Here is a 19226-nt window from a genome sequence, read left to right on the forward strand (position 1 = left end):
ATGCCTAGCCGTCGTGAGCGTGCCAACGCCATTCGTGCCCTCAGCATGGATGCCGTGCAAAAAGCCAACAGCGGCCATCCCGGTGCCCCAATGGGTATGGCGGATATCGCCGAGGTACTTTGGCGCGACTACCTCAAGCACAACCCGAGCAATCCATCGTTCGCCGACCGTGACCGCTTCGTGCTGTCCAACGGCCATGGCTCGATGCTGATCTACTCGCTGCTGCACCTGACCGGCTACGACCTGTCTATCGATGACCTCAAGCAGTTCCGTCAACTGCACAGCCGCACCCCGGGCCACCCGGAACTCGGCTACACCCCGGGCGTTGAAACCACCACCGGTCCACTGGGCCAGGGCCTGGCCAACGCCGTGGGTTTTGCCTTGGCTGAAAAAGTCATGGCAGCGCAGTTCAACCGTCCTGGCCACAACATCATCGACCACCACACCTATGTGTTCCTGGGTGATGGCTGCATGATGGAAGGCATTTCCCACGAAGTCGCTTCCCTGGCGGGTACCCTGGGCCTGGGCAAGCTGATCGCCTTCTACGACGACAACGGTATCTCCATCGACGGCGAAGTCGAAGGCTGGTTCACCGACGACACGCCGAAGCGTTTCGAATCCTACAACTGGCAAGTGATCCGCAACGTTGACGGTCACGATCCGGAAGAGATCAAGACCGCGATCGACACTGCGCGCAAAAGCACGCAGCCAACCCTGATCTGCTGCAAGACCACCATCGGCTTCGGTTCGCCGAACAAGCAAGGCAAGGAAGACTGCCACGGCGCCCCGCTGGGTGACGCGGAAATCGCCCTGACCCGTGCGGCGCTGAAGTGGAACCACGGCCCGTTCGAAATCCCGGCCGACATCTACGCCGAGTGGGACGCCAAGGAAGCAGGTAAAGCTGTCGAAGCCGAGTGGGACCAGCGTTTTGCTGCCTACTCCGCTGCCTTCCCGACTGAAGCCAACGAACTGATTCGTCGCCTGAGCGGTGAACTGCCAGCTGACTTCAGCGAAAAAGCCGCGGCCTACATCGCCGAAGTGGCTGCCAAGGGCGAAACCATCGCCAGCCGTAAAGCCAGCCAGAATGCACTGAACGCATTTGGCCCGCTGCTGCCCGAGTTCCTCGGCGGTTCGGCTGACCTGGCCGGTTCCAACCTGACCCTGTGGAAAGGTTGCAAGGGCGTTACCGCCGAAGACGCCAGCGGCAACTACATGTACTACGGCGTGCGCGAGTTCGGCATGACCGCGATCATGAACGGTGTTGCCCTGCACGGCGGCCTGGTTCCTTACGGCGCGACCTTCCTGATGTTCATGGAGTACGCCCGCAACGCAGTGCGCATGTCGGCCCTGATGAAGCAGCGCGTGATCCACGTCTACACCCACGACTCCATCGGTCTGGGCGAAGACGGCCCGACTCACCAGCCAATCGAGCAACTGGCCAGCCTGCGCTGCACGCCGAACCTCGACACCTGGCGTCCAGCCGACGCCGTTGAATCGGCGGTGTGCTGGAAGTATGCGCTGGAGCGCAAGGACGGCCCTTCGGCCCTGATCTTCTCGCGTCAGAACCTGCAGCACCAAACCCGCAATGCGATTCAGATCGAAGAGATCGCGCGTGGCGGTTACGTGTTGAAGGACTGCGCGGGCGAGCCTGAGCTGATCCTGATCGCTACCGGTTCGGAAGTCGGCCTGGCTGTTCAGGCCTTCGACAAACTGACCGAGCAGGGCCGCAAGGTTCGCGTGGTTTCCATGCCGTGCACCAGCGTGTTCGATGCCCAGGACGCCGGCTACAAGCAATCGGTCCTGCCGTTGCAGGTCAGCGCACGTATCGCCATCGAGGCCGCTCACGCGGACTACTGGTACAAGTACGTGGGCCTGGAAGGCCGCGTGATCGGCATGACCACCTACGGCGAGTCGGCACCTGCGTCGGCCTTGTTCGAAGAGTTCGGCTTCACCCTGGAAAACATCCTGGGTCAGGCTGAAGAGTTGCTGGAAGACTAAAACACGACGCGGTGGCCCTGGCCACCGTGATCCCCTGTAGGAGCGAGCTTGCTCGCGATGGTCGTTAATGATAACGCTGGCTGTCTGGATGAACGCGTTGTCCTGAAGTCCATCGCGAGCAAGCTCGCTCCTACAAGGGTGTGTTGTTAGCGAAAATTCGTCTGACTGCGTCTATCGAGAACCCCATGCCTCAACCGCGTCCCTACAAAGTTGCACTCAACGGCTACGGCCGGATTGGTCGTTGCGTCTTGCGTGCGTTGTTCGAGCGAGGCGACAAGGCCGGGTTTGAAATTGTCGCGATCAACGATCTGGCGGACATGGCCAGCATCGAATACCTGACACGCTTCGACTCCACCCATGGCCGGTTCCCCGGCGAAGTGAAAGTCGACGGCGATTGTCTGCATATTAATGGCGACTGCGTGAAGGTCCTGCGCAGTGCCACCCCCGAAGGCATCGATTGGGCATCCCTGGGCATCGATCTGGTGCTGGAGTGTTCCGGCGCTTATCACACTCGCGAAGACGGCCAGCGTTTCCTCGACGCCGGCGCCCCGCGTGTGCTGTTTTCCCAGCCGATGGCCAGCGAGACCGATGTCGACGCGACCATTGTCTACGGCGTGAACCAGGATTGCCTGACCGGCGATGAACTGCTGGTGTCCAACGCGTCCTGCACTACCAACTGCGGCGTGCCGCTGTTGCGCCTGCTGAATCAGGCCATTGGCCTGGATTACGTGTCGATTACCACCATTCACTCGGCGATGAACGATCAGCCGGTCATCGATGCCTATCACCACGAAGACCTGCGCCGCACCCGTTCGGCGTTCCAGTCGGTGATTCCAGTGTCCACCGGTCTGGCGCGTGGTATCGAACGCCTGTTGCCGGAACTTGCCGGACGAATTCAGGCCAAAGCCGTGCGGGTGCCGACGGTCAACGTGTCCTGCCTCGATATCACGATGCAGACCGCCACCGCGACCGACGCCACCGAGGTCAACCGGATCCTGCGCGAAGCCGCCACCAGCGGCCCGCTCAAAGGCCTGCTGGCTTACACCGAGTTACCCCACGCAAGCTGTGATTTCAACCATGACCCACATTCGGCGATCGTCGATGCCAGTCAGACCCGCGTTTCCGGCCCACGGCTGGTGAACATCCTGGCCTGGTTCGACAACGAATGGGGTTTTGCCAACCGAATGCTGGACGTTGCAGAACACTATCTGCAAACAGCAACTTCAAAAAACCGTAGGAAGTGCGACCCATGACCGTGTTGAAGATGTCCGACCTCGATCTGCAAGGTAAGCGCGTATTGATCCGCGAAGACCTCAACGTCCCAGTCAAGGACGGTGTTGTCACCAGCGATGCGCGTATCCTGGCCTCGCTGCCGACCATCAAGCTGGCCCTGGAAAAAGGCGCGGCCGTGATGGTCTGCTCGCACCTTGGCCGTCCGACCGAAGGCGAGTTCTCGGCCGAGAACAGCCTCAAGCCGGTTGCCGACTACCTGAGCCGTGCCCTGGGCCGTGAAGTGCCGCTGGTGGCCGATTACCTGGGCGGTGTTGACGTCAAGGCCGGCGACATCGTGCTGTTCGAAAACGTGCGCTTCAACAAAGGCGAGAAAAAGAACGCCGATGAACTGGCCCGGCAATACGCTGCCCTGTGCGACGTGTTCGTGATGGACGCCTTCGGCACCGCTCACCGTGCCGAGGGTTCGACCCACGGCGTGGCCAAGTTCGCCAAAGTCGCCGCTGCCGGCCCGCTGCTGGCCGCTGAACTGGACGCACTGGGCAAGGCCCTGGGCGCTCCGGCCCAGCCGATGGCGGCCATCGTCGCCGGCTCCAAGGTGTCGACCAAACTCGACGTACTGAACAGCCTGAGCCAGATCTGCGATCAGTTGATCGTCGGCGGCGGCATTGCCAACACCTTCCTGGCCGCTGCCGGTCACCCGGTCGGCAAGTCGCTGTACGAGCCGGACCTGCTCGACACCGCTCGCGCCATCGCCGCCAAAGTCAGCGTGCCGCTGCCAGTGGACGTGGTGGTTGCCAAGGAATTCGCTGAAAGCGCCACTGCGACCGTCAAGCTGATCGCCGACGTCGCTGCCGACGACATGATCCTGGACATCGGCCCGCAGACCGCGGCGAACTTCGCCGAACTGCTGAAATCGTCCAAGACCATCCTGTGGAATGGTCCGGTCGGCGTGTTCGAGTTCGACCAGTTCGGCAATGGCACCAAAGTGCTGGCCCAGGCCATCGCAGACAGCGCGGCGTTCTCCATTGCCGGCGGTGGCGACACCCTGGCTGCCATCGACAAATATGGCGTGGCCGAGCAGATCTCCTACATTTCTACCGGTGGCGGCGCATTCCTCGAGTTCGTCGAAGGCAAGGTGCTGCCAGCCGTTGAAGTCCTGGAAAGTCGGGCCAAGGCCTGAGGGTCGCCCGTTTGACCAGGCAAGGGAGTGTTGACATGGTCAAGACGTTAGCGTTGTTGATCGTCGCAGGTTCGCTGGTGGCGTGCGGGAGTAACCCGAAGGCCACTGCGGAACCGGCGCCGTCCGAGTCGGACAAAGGCTGCTACCAGGCTGACTGGCAGGCCGAAACCAACCCGGTGCTCAACAAGCGTTCCGGGCCCGAAGGCCTGGACAAATACGAGACCCGGACGCCCGCCAAGGAACATGGCTGCCCTTGACGGGTCTGACTCATTACTCAGGGCTGGCAGCGTGCGCCGCCAGTCGAGGGACACGGATGAAAGGTTTTATCGCCGTTACGGCGCTGGCGCTGTTGGTCGGTTGTGCTCAGATGGATCAGTTGAACCCGTTCCAGTCGTCCGCACCTGTGGATAACTGGACCACCTGGACCTGCGACAGCCAGGCCAAAGTGCTGTGGCGCTACACCGACGACAGCCGTAACGAAGTCGATGTGCGCCTGGGCGGTGCCGATCAGGTCTACCGCTTGAAGCAGGAACCGGGTGCATCGGGTTCGCTGTACAGCAATGACATGCTGGCGTTTCACATAAAAGGTGAGGAAGGCCTGGTTTACTGGGTCGCCACCAATGATTTGATCGGCCGTGGTTGTAAAACCGAATAACAGAGATCCAAAGATGGGAGCGAGCTTTTGTGGCGAGGGGGCTTGCCCCCGTTGGAGTGCGAAGCGCTCCCGAAGCAGGCTGGCGCGGTGCTTCTGAAAGAACGCGGCGTTTGATTTGCGGCTGCTGCGCAGCCGAACGGGGGCAAGCCCCCTCGCCACAAGGTTTCAGCGACACAGGTTTTTTGCAGTACCGAATTCGCAGCCCGGGCTCAACCCCCGATCTGCAATAACTTGAATAGCCGCCGCCGCTACGGCAGGCTGGCACGATTAACGACCCTCAACCGGGAGAGACACACACAATGGCACTTATCAGCATGCGCCAGATGCTGGACCACGCAGCCGAGTTCGGCTACGGCGTTCCAGCCTTCAACGTCAACAACCTTGAGCAGATGCGCGCCATCATGGAAGCCGCTGACAAGACTGACTCCCCGGTGATCGTCCAGGCTTCGGCCGGTGCTCGCAAATACGCCGGTGCACCGTTCCTGCGTCACCTGATCCTGGCGGCAATCGAAGAATTCCCGCACATCCCGGTGTGCATGCACCAGGACCACGGCACCAGCCCTGACGTCTGCCAGCGCTCCATCCAGTTGGGCTTCAGCTCGGTGATGATGGACGGTTCCCTGGGCGAAGACGGCAAGACCCCGACCGACTACGACTACAATGTGCGTGTCACCCAGCAGACCGTGGCCATGGCTCACGCCTGCGGCGTTTCGGTAGAAGGCGAGCTGGGTTGCCTGGGTTCGCTGGAAACCGGCATGGCCGGTGAAGAAGACGGCATCGGCGCCGAAGGCGTTCTGGATCACAGCCAGATGCTGACCGACCCGGAAGAAGCCGCTGACTTCGTAAAACGCACTCAGGTTGATGCCCTGGCCATTGCCATCGGCACCAGCCACGGCGCCTACAAGTTCACCAAGCCGCCTACCGGCGACGTGCTGGCGATCGACCGCATCAAGGAAATCCACAAGCGCATTCCGAACACTCACCTGGTGATGCACGGTTCGTCTTCGGTTCCGCAAGAGTGGCTGGCGATCATCAACCAGTACGGCGGCGACATCAAGGAAACCTACGGCGTACCGGTTGAAGAAATCGTCGAAGGCATCAAGCACGGCGTGCGCAAGGTCAACATCGACACCGACCTGCGCCTGGCATCCACTGGCGCCATGCGTCGCCTGATGGCCACCAACCCGAGCGAGTTCGACCCACGTAAATTCTTCGGCGCCACCGTCACCGCCATGCGCGACGTGTGCATCGCTCGCTACGAAGCCTTCGGCACTGCCGGCAACGCTTCGAAGATCAAGGCGATCTCGCTGGAAGGCATGTATCAGCGTTACCTGAAAGGTGAGTTGAACGCCAAGGTCAACTAAGACCGGGCGTTAAGCTGCACAAATGAAGAACCCGCCGCGAGGCGGGTTTTTTGTGGGCGATGATCCATCGTCGACGCGGTCAGTGTGGGAGCGGGCTTGCTCGCGAAAGCGTTGTGTCATTCAACATCAATGTCGCCTGATGTTACGCCTTCGCGAGCAAGCCCGCTCCCACAGGGTCAACGGTGCCCCGACATCATTGATTGTGATCGATATCCAGCTTGCTGAAGGTCACTTTCCCGCCTTCGGTGGTGTACCCGGTGTTGTCCTGCACATAGACCCCGGCCTTGAAGTACAGCGGCTTGTTGCGCCAGGTTGTGCTGATTTGCGTATCCCACTGATAACCTGCCGCGCTGATGCCCAAGGCCCCGCCGGGGCTGAGGTGGATGAGGTAGTTGAACTCCTGGTCGAGTTTCACCCCTGTCGCAACGATGATCACCCGCCCTGTATCGTCATCGGGATGCATCCGGACCTTGGCGACGATATTGCCGGTGGCCGTACTGGTTTTGTATTGGTACTCGACCTTCACCAGAGGTTTCTGGCTTTGATAGGCATGGATCTGGCCGATGACGATTTTCCCGGAGCTCGGTACCTGGTTCACTGCCAGCGTGGCATACAACAAATTGTCGGCCTCCGGGTAATACCAGTTTTTCAACGTGCCGTTGCTGTAGGTTTCACGTAATTCGGTGCGCGGATAAATCGCGTTTTCGGTACGGGAACCGGTCACGGGCGTCCAGAAAAACAATGTGCCGGTGTCGGAATGGAAGTATTGATCCTTGAAGCCATCCACCAGTTTGGCGGTTTCGACGGTGTACGGCGGGCTGCCAACGGGAACGCTGAGGTTCCAGGTTGCGAGATCGATCATGTCGGTTCTTCCACTGGGTTCATGCTGCACGGGCGTGCCAGAAGCTCTAGACCGCACCTTTTGGGCGGCCTTTATAATCGTAGCGGGTTATTTTGTTAACGCTCGTCTGACGGGTGGTTGACGTCAACATCCTGTCGAAATGCCATCTTTCCCGGTTTTATGGGGCTGAACCATCGACCGTTAGTCGGCAAAAAGTCACAATGGTGAATGATGGCTCACTGATACCTTCTGCTTTTGCAGAAGCGGGTCTAGAGTCAAGGCACAGTATTTGTCCGGTTTTCACGAGAAACCGGCCTGACGCCCCCGCAATTAGAGAAGCAGCATGGAATGCGCGCAACCCACGCCAGTAGAAGGCGGCTCAACCCTTTTAGTCGTAGACGATTACCCTGAAAACCTGATCAGCATGCGCGCGTTGTTACAGCGCCAGGGCTGGCGAGTCATTACTGCCACCTCGGGATTCGACGCCCTCGGCTTGTTGCTTGAAAACGATATCGACCTGGTGTTGCTGGACGTGCAGATGCCGGGCATGGACGGTTATGAAGTGGCGCGCCTGATGCGCGGTAGCCAGCGAACCCGCCTCACGCCGATCATTTTCCTGACCGCCAATGAACAGTCCCAGGACGCGGTCATCAAGGGCTATGCCAGCGGTGCGGTGGATTACCTGTTCAAGCCGTTCGACCCGCAGATCTTCACGCCCAAGGTCCAGGCGTTGCTCGAACACCAGCGCAACCGCCGGGCCTTGCAGCGCTTGAGTCATGATCTGGAGTCCGCCCGGGCCTTTAATGCATCGGTGCTGGATAACGCGGCCGAAGGCATTCTGGTGTTGGGTGAGGACGGCCTGATTCGTTTTGCCAATCCGGCGATGTCGCGGCTGCTCAATGCCCCGGTGCAGGAACTGCAAGGCAAGGAGTTTCTCGACTATCTGCAAAAGCCCCATGTGCCGGTCTGGGCCGATTCAGAGTTTTTCACGGGCTACAAACGTGGTGAAACCTTGCGCCTGCACGATGCTCTGCTGCGTACGACGCGTGGCCAGCAGGTGCCGGTGGCCTTGTCCTGTGCGCCATTGCCTGCCGAGCAACATGCAATGGTCGTGACCGTGCTGGACATGTCGGTGGTGCGTCATTTGCATCAGCAACTGGAGTTTCAGGCGGTCACCGATCCGCTGAGCGGATTGCTCAACCGCCGCGGTTTCTACCAGACCGTAGAGAACCTGCTGTTGCGTGGTGAGCGTTCCGACAGTTCCTGGGTCTTGATGTATCTGGACCTCGACGGCTTCAAGCGCGTCAATGATTCGCTCGGGCACGATGCCGGCGATCGGGTGCTGCGCTGGGTCTCCGAACAATTGAAGGCTTGCTTGCGGCCCTTCGACATTCTGGCGCGGATGGGCGGCGATGAATTCACCGCGCTGCTGGATCTGGAGTTTCCCGAGCAAGCGGCGAAGATTGCCGAAAAGCTCATCGAGCGCGTGTCGATCTGTCAGCAGGTCGACGGCCTCGATATCGCCCTGGGTGCCAGTATCGGCATTGCTACGTTCCCCGAATGTGGTGCCAATCTCGACGGGATGCTGCGGGCGGCCGACATCGCCATGTACGAAGCCAAGCGTGCCGGTCGTCAGCAATATCGCTTCTACGATCACGAAATGAACGGCCGGGCGCGCTCGCGGCTGATGCTCGAAGAAAGTGTGCGCACGGCCATCGAGAACCGGGATTTCAACCTGGTGTATCAGCCTCAGGTTGCGATTGCGGACGGGCGGATTCGTGGCTTCGAGGCCTTGCTGCGCTGGCAGCATCCGAGCGTAGGCGACGTGCCGCCGGGGCTGTTTTTGCCATTGCTGGAAGAGGCGCGGCTGATCAGTCGTCTGGGCAGCTGGATCTACCACCGCAGCGCGGGGCAGCGCAAAGCCTGGGAAACCCTGTTCACCGATGATCTGGTGCTCGGCGTCAGCTTGAGCAGCACGCAGTTCGGCATGCCCAACCTGGTCACCGAACTGCGCCAGGTGCTGGAGCGCCATGGCTTGCAGCCGCGTCATCTGGAGGTCGAGATCACGGAAGAGGCCTTGATGCATCACCCCGAGGAAGCCCGCAAGCAGTTACGCCTGTTGCACAATCTGGGCGTACGAGTGGCATTGGATGACTTCGGGGTTGGCCCGTGCTCCCTGTCGCACCTGCGCGACCTGGAGCTGGACACCCTCAAGCTCGACCGCCATTTGATAGCCCGCTTGCCGGACTCGGTACGGGATGCGGCGCTGGTGCGCAGTGTGATCGACCTGTGCAAACAGTTCGGGGTGCTGGTGATTGCCGAAGGGGTGGAGACCGTCGCGCAGTATGAATGGCTGCGGGCCAACGGCTGCGAATATGTGCAAGGCTTTCTGGTGGCCCGACCGATGATGGCCGAGGATGCCGGGGTCTTTGTCCAGCCGTTTGACTGGAGCGCGCTGCCCCGCTGAATTCGCTACACTGGCGACCTTTCAGTGACCTGTATTGCCGCCCCGATGACCGTGTTGAAATATCTCCAGGCCTATCCCGCCACCTTGCAGGATCAAGTGCGCCAGCTGATCGCCGACGGTCGGCTGGGCGATTACCTGAGCCAGCGTTATCCGCAAAAGCATGGTGTGCAGAGCGACAAGGCGCTGTACACCTATGCCCTGGACCTCAAGCAGGAATACCTGCGTAATGCTCCGGCCATCGACAAGGTGCTGTTCGACAATCGCCTGGACCTCACTCACCGTGCCCTTGGCCTGCACACCACGATCTCCCGGGTGCAAGGCGGCAAGCTCAAGGCCAAGAAGGAAATCCGCATCGCTTCGCTGTTCAAGGAAGCGCCTTGCGAGTTCCTGAAAATGATCGTGGTGCATGAGCTGGCGCACTTCAAGGAATCGGACCACAACAAGGCTTTCTACAAACTGTGCGAGCACATGCTGCCGGGGTATCACCAGGTGGAGTTCGATGTGCGGGTGTACCTGACGTGGCGGGATCTGCAGGCTCTGCCGCAGGCTGCGATCTTATAAGGAGCAATGGATGGACGTGAGCAAGACCAAGAGCAGCTTCTATCGCCGTTTGTATGTGGCGTACCTGATCGACAGCGGACTGGCCAGCAGCGTCCCGGCGCTCACCGAAGTGACCGGCATGCCCCGGCGCACGGCGCAGGACACCATCGCGGCGTTGGCGGATCTGGATATCCTCTGTGAATTCGAGCAGGAAGAGGGCGCGCGCAACCATGCGGGGCGCTATCGGATTCGCGAGTGGGGTGCGATTGATCGTGGCTGGATCGAGCGTAATCTGCGGCAGATTAAGGCGGTGCTGGAGTATCCCTGAAATCTGTAGTGTCTGAGCCGACGCCTTCGCGGGCAAGCCCGCTCCCACAGGGGACCGCATTCCAGTGTGGGAGCGGGCTTGCTCGCGAAGAGGCCCTTACGGACGACGCATGCCAATGTGTGGAATGCCATCTTCCACATATTCCTCACCCGCCACGACAAACCCATAGCGCCCGTAATACCCCTGCAAATGCGCCTGGGCCGAAAGGTAGACCGGCAGGCCTGGCCAGTACTTCTCGATCTGTTTCAGCGCCTGATCCATCAATTCATGCCCCAGGCCCACGCCGCGTGCCTGCGGGGCAATGATCACCCGCCCGATCACCACGTCGCCGCCCTGCGATTGCGGGTCAAGCAACCGCAGGTAGGCCACCAGTTGGTTACCGTCCCAGGCCATCACGTGGCAGGTGTCGCCATCCAGGTCCTGGCCATCGATATCCTGGTAAACGCATTTCTGCTCGACGACGAACACTTCCGCGCGCAGCTGCAAAATGGCGTACAGCTGCTCCTTGCCCAGGTCGCTGTGATGTTTGCAGATCCAATCGACTGTCATGTTTTGATTCCCTGAAAACGTTGTTCCGATACTAAGCGTACTCCCGCCAGAAGTCTTTATGGCGGGAGAATCTGTGACAAAGGCCAAAATGCCATCATTCATTTCTCGCGTGGATGTCTTCTTTGTGTAATCTGGATCGAAGCGCTGTGCTGTGGCTTCGCTGAGCTAATGTTGAGTACCCGGGTATTGCCGGATCAGGGGCCTTGGGTTTTTGGCTGAAAACACGTCGGGCAATCGCCCGCTAAGGATTTTTCTAGCATGCCGCGATTGCATCGAGCTTTTGCCTTGATTGGATTGCTGTTGCTGGTTCAGGGGGCAGCGGCAGAAAAACTGCGGTTGGTCGCTGATGCCTGGCCACCCTTTACCGATGCCACGCTCATCAATGGTGGTCTGGCCACGGACATTGTCAGTACTGCGCTCGCCAGGGCCGGCTATGCCAGTGAGTTTGAACAAGTGCCCTGGGCGCGGGCCTTGATGGGGTTGGGTGAGGGCCGATATGACGTGCTGGTCAACGCCTGGTACACCGAGGAGCGGACAAGACTCGGCCAGTTTTCCGGCGAATACCTGCTCAACCGCGTACGTTTTCTCAAGCGTAAAGACGCGCCCATCGAATTCCATAACCTGCAGCAATTGCACACTTATCCGATTGCCATCGTGCGTGGTTACGCCTATTCGCCCGGGTTCGACAACGATGACTCGTTGCAGAAAGTCCCCGTGCACAGCTTCGCCATGGCCGTGCGCATGGTCGCTGCCGACCGGGTCAAACTGACGCTGGAAGATGAGTACGTCGCCCGCTATTACCTCGCCCGGGAGTCACCCAAGGTACGAAACGCCGTGGAATTCCTGCCCAAGGCCTTGAGCGAGAACAGCCTGCATATTCTGGTCAGCCTGAAGAACCCGCAGCATGAGCAGATCGTTGCCGGGTTCGACCGGGAGATTGCGGCGATGAAGGCGGATGGCAGTTATGAAAAGTTGATGAAGCAGCATGGGATGTGAGTGCATTGATCCGGATTCTGTACTGTTGCTGATGGCCTCTTCGCGGGCAAGCCCGCTCCCACAGTGGGCGAGGGTGAACACAAATCTTGTGACCATCAGATAACCCTGTGGGAGCGGGCTTGCCCGCGAAGGGGCCGGTACAGCCAGCCTGAATCTCAATCCTCACTGCTGTCCTTGATCAGATGCGCCGCCAGTGTCCGCAACGGCCCGAGTTGCCGGCAGATCAATGCCAACTGCGTCTGCACCAGCCGCTGGCCTTCGTCGATTTCATCCGGCATCTGTTCCAGCTCATTGGCCAGTGCTTCTTCTTCATCGCTCTGGATCGCAATCGAAGCCTTGCTCGCCAGCCCCTGGGCGATCTCGTCGATGCTGGCAGCCAGTTTCACCCCGGCCCCCTCGATCAGCTGTTCACGCACGTCTGCCGGCAGTTGGGTTTCCCGGTGCGCTCCCAGGCCTGACAGGTAACTGAGCAGCGTGTGCGACAGCACCAGGAAGCGGAAGCCCACGTCCGCTTCTTTTCGGAAATGCCCCGGCTCCATCAGCATATTGGCCAGCGTGGTCGACAGCGCCGCGTCGGCGTTGTGCGCGTTGCGGCGGGCCAGGCGGTAGGCCAGGTCGTCGCTTTTGCCCGCCGCGTACTGCTGCATGATCTGGCGCAGGTAAATGCTGTTGCAGGCCAGGGTGTTGGCCAGCACTTTGTTCAGGCGCCGGCCCTGCCAGTCCGGCAGGAACAGGAACACCGCCAGCCCGGCGATCAGGCTGCCGAGCAAGGTATCGAACAGCCGTGGCAGGAACAGTCCGTAACCGTCACCCACCTGGTTGAAGCAGAACAGCACCATCAGGGTGATTGCCGCCGTCGCCAGGGTGTAGCGAGTGGTGCGGTTGGTAAAGAACACCACCCCGGCGGCAATGGCGAAGCACGACTGGATCAGCGGGTTCGGGAACAGGTCGAACAGCGCCCAGGCCAACGTCAGGCCGATGGCGGTGCCAATGATCCGTTGACCGAGTTTGCGGCGAGTGGCGCCGTAGTTCGGTTGGCAGACGAACAGCGTCGTGAGGATGATCCAGTAGCCCTGGGACGGGTGAATCAAATGCACCATGGCGTAGCCGATGCTCAACGCCAGGGGCAATCGCAGGGCATGACGGAACAGCAACGAGGTCGGCGTCAGCTGCGTGCGCAGGCGAACCCACACGTCCTTGAGGTTGCGGGGCGAACGGTCGAGCAAGCTGCTGTCGGTGGCGTCGGCCAGGGCGTCGGGGTTACTGGCATCGCTGAGCAAGCGGTCGAGGGTGCCGAGGTTGGCCGCCAGTGCCCGCAGCGAACGCAGCAGGCCGCGCCAGGCCGGGTTGCTCTGGATGCGCAGGTGTTCGAGAGAGGCATCCAGATCGCTGAGAGCCTCGGTGAAACTGGCGTCATAGGTGAACGGTTGACGCATCTGGATCGATTCGGCCAGGGCACGGCAGGCTTTGCCTTGCTGACGCAACAGGCGTTGGCAGCGGAACATGACGTCACTGTGGAAAAACACTTCTGCGAGTGCGTTGTACGGATAGTGTGAAGAGCTGGCGCGTTCGTGGATGTCCTGGGCGAGAAAGTACAGTTTCAGGTAGCGGCTGACCTTCGATCCCGGGCGTCCGTTGCCGACCCGGTGCAGGATGATTTCCTTGGCGGCATTCAGGGCCGCCACTACCCGGCCGTTCTGCTGGGCCAGTTCCAGGCGCCGGGCTTCCACGTCCATCTGCCGGATCGGCTCGAACAGCGAGGATTTCAGCTTCAGGTAAAAGCCCAGTTCGCGGAACAGCCGCGCAAGGCTCTGCTGCACCGGCTGATTGGAAAACAGCGCCTGCCACAACACCGACAGCAGGCCATACCAGGCGGCACCGGCCACCAGCAGCACCGGCTCGTGCCAGACGTCGGTCACCGCGCCGCCACGCTGGTCCACGCCGATCATGGTGTAGACCGACAGGATCAAGGTTGCCGAGGCAATCGCGCCATAGCGCTCGCCGAGAGCACCGAGCATGGTCAGGCAGAACGCGGCCAGGGCGAAAGCGATGATAAACAGCGAGGGGTAGGGGAAGAGCAGTTCGACGGACAGGGCGGCAACCGCGAAACACACCAGCGTCACCGCCAGCGCGTTGAGACGGCCCTGCCAGCTGTCGTCGGTCTCGGCCAGGGCACTGGCGATAATCCCCAGGAACAACGGGATCAGCAGGCCCATTTCGTCCTGATACCAACACAGCGCCATGGTGCCGGTCAGGGCGATGAATACCCGCACGCTGTAGCTGAATTTATCCAGCGCCCAAAGGCGCCGCAGAGACTGGCGGAACGAAGTCGATGACATGAAGTGCGAAGGCCTTCCGAGGCAATGACGCTAAATTGAGCCACTAATGACGCCGACGCAATGGCGCCGATCACATCAGACAGCAAAATCTGTTCCTTTGAGCATTGGTGATCTGGGTTGATCACAAGTTTTGTGGCTGGCCGAGAAACCTGTGGGAGCGAGCTTGCTCGCGATGAGGTCATAACATTCAACAGAGATGTTGACTGATAGGCCGCCATCGCGAGCAAGCTCGCTCCCACAGGGGGATTGTGTAGGTTTCTGAATCAGACGTACTGCGCCGCCGCGTAGCCCGAAGCCCACGCCCACTGGAAGTTGAATCCGCCAAGATGCCCGGTGACATCCAGCACTTCACCGATGAAATACAGGCCCGGGCTTTTCAGCGATTCCATGGTCTTGGATGACACTTCATTGGTGTTGACGCCGCCCAGGGTCACCTCGGCGGTGCGATAACCTTCGGTGCCCGCTGGCACGACTTTCCAGCTCGCCAGTTTCTCGGCGATGTCAGCCAGTTCCGCGTGGGTGTACTGCTTCATCGGTTTGGAGGCGAACCAGTTGTCCGCCAGCAGGTTGGCCATCTTCTTGGTGAAGATTTCACCGAGCAGGGTTTTCAGCTCGCTGTTGGGGCGTTCGGCCTGTTGCTGTTGCAGCCAGCCCGGCACGTCGTGATCCGGCATCAGGTTGATCTCGACGGTATCGCCGGACTCCCAGAACGACGAGATCTGCAAAATCGCCGGGCCGCTGAGGCCGCGGTGGGTAAACAGGATGTTCTCGCGGAAGCTCTGGTCGTTGCAGCTCACCAGACAATCCACCGATGTACCGGACAACTCGGTGCACAACACCTTGAGCTGATCGGTGATGGTAAATGGCACCAGACCGGCGCGGGTCGGCAGCAGCTCGTGGCCGAACTGTCTGGCCACCTGGTAACCGAAGCCGGTGGCGCCCAGCGTCGGGATCGACAGGCCGCCGGTGGCGATCACCAGGGATTCGCAGGTGATCTGATCGAGCGTCGTGTCCAGCAAATAGCCTTTCTCAAGCTTCTCGATGGTCTGGATAGAGGTGTCCAGGTGCAGGCTGACGCCGACCTGGTCGCACTCGTTCAGCAGCATTTCGAGGATGTCGCTGGATTTGTTATCGCAGAACAACTGGCCGAGTTTTTTCTCGTGGTACGGCACGCCGTGCTTGGCCACCATGCCGATGAAGTCCCATTGGGTATAGCGGGCCAGGGCGGATTTGCAGAAATGCGCGTTCTGCGAGAGAAAATTGCCTGGTTCTGTGTACATGTTGGTGAAATTGCAGCGACCACCGCCAGACATCAGGATTTTCTTGCCGGCCTTGTTGGCATGGTCGAGCAGCAGCACCTTGCGCCCGCGCCCGGCGGCGGTCAGTGCACACATCAACCCTGCGGCGCCAGCGCCAATGATCACGACTTCGGTAGAGCGCAAAACGGTGTCCTCTTGATGACTCACCACAAAACAAACCTGTAGCAGCGAGCCTGCTCGCGATGGACGTCAACGATAACGCGGGGTGTCTGATACCCAGCGGTGTTCTGTCGTCCATCGCGAGCAGGCTCGCTCCTACAGGGGGCGATGCGTTTTTACAGGATGCGCACGCGCAACGAACGGCCCTTGATCTTGCCGTCGTTCAAACGCTGCAAGGCCTGCTTGGCGACGCCGCGCTCCACGGCCACATAGGCCTGGAAGTCGAAAATCGCGATCTTGCCGACCTGGGCGCCGGGGATGCCGGCGTCACCGGTCAGTGCGCCAAGAATGTCGCCCGGACGGACCTTGTCCTTGCGGCCGCCAGCGATGCACAGGGTGCTCATCTGCGGCAACAGCGGACCACCGCCCTTGGAGGTGAGGTTGTCCACCTGATCCCAGGTCAGCGGTGTTTTCTGCAATTGCTCGATGGCTTGTGCACGCTGCGCTTCGGACGGTGCCACCAGGCTGATCGCCAGGCCTTTCTCACCGGCGCGGCCGGTACGGCCGACGCGGTGGATGTGGATTTCCGAATCACGGGCCAGCTCGACGTTGATCACCATGTCCAGGGAATCGATGTCCAGACCACGGGCAGCAACGTCGGTGGCGACCAGTACCGAAGTACTGCGGTTGGCGAACATCGCCAGCACCTGGTCGCGGTCGCGCTGTTCCAGATCGCCGTGCAGGCCAACGGCGGAGATGCCTTTGGCGGTCAGGTGATCGACAGTTTCCTGAACCTGTTGCTTGGTGAAGCAGAAGGCTACGCAGGACGCCGGGCGGAAGTGGCCAAGTACCTTGGTCACCGCACTCATGCGGTCATCCGGGGAGATCTCGTAGAAGCGCTGCTCGATCTGCGTGTCGTCGTGGAACGCTTCGGCCTTCACTTGCTGCGGGTTGCGCATGAACTTCGAGGCCAGCTGCTTGATGCCTACCGGGTAGGTCGCGGAGAACAGCAGGGTCTGGCGACGCTCCGGGGCCTGCATGATGATTTCTTCGATGGAATCGTAGAAACCCATATCGAGCATGCGGTCGGCTTCGTCGAGGATCAGGGTGTTGAGGCCGTGAAGGACCAGCGAGCCCTTGCGCAGGTGCTGCTGGATGCGCCCCGGCGTGCCGACGATGATGTGCGCGCCGTGCTCCAGCGAAGCGATCTGCGGGCCGAGGGACACGCCGCCGCACAGGGTCAGGACCTTGATGTTGTCTTCGGCACGGGCCAGGCGACGGATTTCCTTGGCGACCTGGTCGGCCAGCTCGCGGGTCGGGCACAGGATCAGTGCCTGGCAACCGAAGTAACGCGGATTGATCGGGTTCAGCAGGCCGATACCAAAGGCAGCGGTCTTGCCGCTGCCGGTCTTGGCCTGGGCGATCAGGTCCATCCCTTTGAGGATCACCGGCAAGCTTTGCGCCTGGATCGGCGTCATCTGGGCATAACCGAGGGATTCGAGGTTAGCCAGCATGGCGGCAGACAGCGGCAAAGTATTAAATTCGGTGGCGATGGTGGTCACGGGACTGGCCTGCAAAACAAAATGTCGCGCAGTGTACCAGTCCGATGGCCATTCGCCCGCAGTTTCCGGACGAGAAGTAGCCGAGCGATGACCAGGCAAGGCGAAAACAGGCGAGAAAGCGGAGTTGGCTTTAGCCAATGAGCATTTCGAGGCTGTTTTCAACGCAGCATGGTCGAGCGCAGGCACTTCTCATTCGGAAACTAAGGCTCTATGTGTTCTTCCGGACGCTCGACACGCCGTCCGTCATTCCGTGAAAGCTGGGAAAAGATAGTCGCGGCCAGCATTGCCATGATTCCCACAGTCACAAACGTCAGTTGAAACGCGCCCAGAACGGTCTGCACGCCGTCGTTTCCGATCTCCGCCGTGAAGCCGCCGAGCAACGCACCGGCACAGGCAACGCCCAGGCTCAGGGACAATTGCGCGACCACCGACAGCAGGCTGTTGCCGCTGCTGGCGCTGGCATCGTCGAGGTCGATCAGGGTCACGGTGTTCATCGCGGTGAACTGCAGGGAGTTGATCGCGCCAAGAATCGCCAGCAGGCACAGTAGCAGCCAATACGGCGTCTGCTCGCTGACCAGGCCCATGCTCGCCAGCATGATGCCCAATGCCAGGGTGTTGCCGGTCAGCACGATGCGATAACCCAAACGCTCGATCAGCGGCCGGGCCACCCACTTGGCGATCATCGCCGCAGCGGCCAGCGGCAGCATGCTCATCCCGGCCTGGGACGGCGAGTAGCCCAGCGCCACTTGCAGCAGCAACGGCACCAGAAAGGGCAGGGCGCCGCTGCCAAGGCGGGCAAACAGGTTGCCGAGAATGCCCACGGCAAAGGTTCGGGTCTTGAACAGCGACGGCGCGAACAACGGGTTCTCGATGTGCCCGGCGCGCAACCAGTACGCTGCCAGGCACGCCATGCCGCCGAACAGCAGCAACATCACCCGCAGGTGTGGCAGGTGCAATTCGCCCAGGCCTTCCATGGCGACGGTGATCAGAATCATCGCCGCGCCGAACAGCACGAAGCCCAGGCTATCGAAACGGGTGCGTTCCGAGCCACGCAAGTCCGGGATGAATTTCCATACGGCGTAGCATCCCACCAGTCCCACCGGCAGGTTGATCAGGAAGATCCAGTGCCAGGTCAGGTATTGCACCATCCAGCCGCCCATGGTCGGGCCGATCAGCGGGCCGAGCAGCCCGGGAATGGTGATGAAGCCCATGATCCGCACCAGTTCCGAACGCGGGTAGGCGCGCAGCACCACCAGCCGCCCGACCGGCAGCATCAACGCCCCGCCCAGGCCCTGGATCACCCGGGCGCCGATCAGCAGGCTCAGGCTGCTCGACAATGCGCAGAGCAATGAGCCGAGACTGAACAGAAGGATTGCGCTGAAGAAGATCTTCCTGGTGCCAAAACGGTCGGCGATCCAGCCCGAAGCCGGGATCAGCAGGGCGACCGTGAGCATGTAGGCGATGATCACACCCTGCATGCGCAATGGGTCTTCGACCAGGTCGCGGGCCATGGCCGGCAGGGCGGTGTTGAGGATCGTCCCGTCGAGGGACTGCATGAAGAAGGCAATGGCGACGACCCAGGGTATCCAGCGGGCGGTGACAGCGTCGAGAGGCGGGCGGTTGGGCATGGGACCTCTTGTCAGTGTGAGCTTTACTCCGTTCCTGTAGGAGCGAGCTTGCTCGCGATGAATGTGAAGGCGATGCATTTTTCCAGGCAGCACGCGTCATCGTTCACGACCATCGCGAGCAAGCTCGC

Annotated in this window: 16 protein-coding genes; 10 read left to right on the forward strand and 6 right to left on the reverse strand. The window is 60.7% G+C overall.

The features are described 5' to 3' along the window. From tkt to fba, 6 genes are all read left to right on the forward strand, one after another. Nucleotides 1-1998 (forward strand): transketolase, encoded by a 1998-nt coding sequence (gene tkt / locus Q8X48_RS16935; protein ID WP_015097167.1) that lies wholly within the window; start codon nt 1-3, stop codon nt 1996-1998. 185 nt (nt 1999-2183) lie between these two features. Continuing rightward, nucleotides 2184-3251, forward strand: a complete 1068-nt coding sequence (epd, locus tag Q8X48_RS16940) for an erythrose-4-phosphate dehydrogenase (protein WP_407799984.1) — start codon at nt 2184-2186, stop codon at nt 3249-3251. Further along, nucleotides 3248-4411 (forward strand): phosphoglycerate kinase, encoded by a 1164-nt coding sequence (locus tag Q8X48_RS16945; protein WP_407799983.1) that lies wholly within the window; start codon nt 3248-3250, stop codon nt 4409-4411. Before epd ends, Q8X48_RS16945 begins: the two co-directional genes overlap by 4 nt. Before the next feature lie 35 nt (nt 4412-4446). Next, nucleotides 4447-4668 (forward strand): hypothetical protein, encoded by a 222-nt coding sequence (locus tag Q8X48_RS16950; RefSeq protein WP_007975465.1) that lies wholly within the window; start codon nt 4447-4449, stop codon nt 4666-4668. Between the two features lie 56 nt (nt 4669-4724). Further along, nucleotides 4725-5066 carry an MliC family protein gene (locus Q8X48_RS16955; RefSeq protein ID WP_407799982.1) on the forward strand — a complete coding sequence of 114 codons (342 nt, stop codon included), beginning with the start codon at nt 4725-4727 and terminating at the stop codon, nt 5064-5066. 299 nt (nt 5067-5365) lie between these two features. Continuing rightward, nucleotides 5366-6430, forward strand: a complete 1065-nt coding sequence (gene fba, locus Q8X48_RS16960; RefSeq protein WP_007981624.1) for a class II fructose-bisphosphate aldolase — start codon at nt 5366-5368, stop codon at nt 6428-6430. A gap of 193 nt (nt 6431-6623) precedes the next feature. Here fba and Q8X48_RS16965 read toward each other — a convergent pair whose 3' ends face one another. Then, the gene (locus Q8X48_RS16965) at nt 6624-7292 is read right to left on the reverse strand and encodes a polysaccharide lyase family 7 protein (RefSeq protein ID WP_217836584.1); all 669 of its coding nucleotides are present in this window, start codon (nt 7290-7292) and stop codon (nt 6624-6626) included. A 322-nt stretch (nt 7293-7614) separates the two neighbouring features. Between Q8X48_RS16965 and Q8X48_RS16970 the strand changes: the two genes are divergently transcribed. Genes Q8X48_RS16970 through Q8X48_RS16980 form a run of 3 tightly spaced genes read left to right on the forward strand, consistent with a single transcriptional unit; the run spans nt 7615 to nt 10606 of the window. Continuing rightward, a complete protein-coding gene (locus tag Q8X48_RS16970; protein WP_407799981.1) occupies nt 7615-9738 on the forward strand; it encodes a putative bifunctional diguanylate cyclase/phosphodiesterase in 2124 nt (707 codons plus the stop codon). 45 nt (nt 9739-9783) lie between these two features. Then, entirely contained in the window at nt 9784-10299 is a 516-nt protein-coding gene (locus tag Q8X48_RS16975) for a YgjP-like metallopeptidase domain-containing protein (protein ID WP_407799980.1), read from the forward strand. Nucleotides 10300-10309: 10 nt separating this feature from the next. Then, nucleotides 10310-10606, forward strand: a complete 297-nt coding sequence (locus tag Q8X48_RS16980) for a winged helix-turn-helix domain-containing protein (protein ID WP_126048012.1) — start codon at nt 10310-10312, stop codon at nt 10604-10606. Nucleotides 10607-10702: 96 nt separating this feature from the next. Here Q8X48_RS16980 and Q8X48_RS16985 read toward each other — a convergent pair whose 3' ends face one another. Beyond that, nucleotides 10703-11155 (reverse strand): GNAT family N-acetyltransferase, encoded by a 453-nt coding sequence (locus Q8X48_RS16985; protein ID WP_407799979.1) that lies wholly within the window; start codon nt 11153-11155, stop codon nt 10703-10705. Nucleotides 11156-11413: 258 nt separating this feature from the next. Here Q8X48_RS16985 and Q8X48_RS16990 point away from each other — a divergent pair, with 258 nt between their 5' ends. Then, complete coding sequence (locus tag Q8X48_RS16990) at nt 11414-12151, forward strand: substrate-binding periplasmic protein (RefSeq protein WP_095964158.1); 738 nt, start codon at nt 11414-11416, stop codon at nt 12149-12151. Between the two features lie 155 nt (nt 12152-12306). Here Q8X48_RS16990 and yccS read toward each other — a convergent pair whose 3' ends face one another. From yccS to mdtD, 4 genes are all read right to left on the reverse strand, one after another. Then, nucleotides 12307-14490, reverse strand: a complete 2184-nt coding sequence (gene yccS / locus Q8X48_RS16995; protein ID WP_407799978.1) for a YccS family putative transporter — start codon at nt 14488-14490, stop codon at nt 12307-12309. A 263-nt stretch (nt 14491-14753) separates the two neighbouring features. Next, nucleotides 14754-15932 (reverse strand): NAD(P)/FAD-dependent oxidoreductase, encoded by a 1179-nt coding sequence (locus Q8X48_RS17000; RefSeq protein WP_126050883.1) that lies wholly within the window; start codon nt 15930-15932, stop codon nt 14754-14756. A 152-nt stretch (nt 15933-16084) separates the two neighbouring features. Then, nucleotides 16085-17422 (reverse strand): ATP-dependent RNA helicase DbpA, encoded by a 1338-nt coding sequence (dbpA, locus tag Q8X48_RS17005; RefSeq protein WP_238540823.1) that lies wholly within the window; start codon nt 17420-17422, stop codon nt 16085-16087. A 248-nt stretch (nt 17423-17670) separates the two neighbouring features. Next, nucleotides 17671-19098, reverse strand: coding sequence for a multidrug transporter subunit MdtD (gene mdtD / locus Q8X48_RS17010; protein WP_407799977.1), 1428 nt, complete (start codon nt 19096-19098; stop codon nt 17671-17673). Nucleotides 19099-19226: the final 128 nt, after the last annotated feature.

The organism is Pseudomonas sp. QLc11A (assembly GCF_052112305.1).
Classification (GTDB): Bacteria; Pseudomonadota; Gammaproteobacteria; order Pseudomonadales; family Pseudomonadaceae; genus Aquipseudomonas; species Aquipseudomonas laurylsulfatiphila.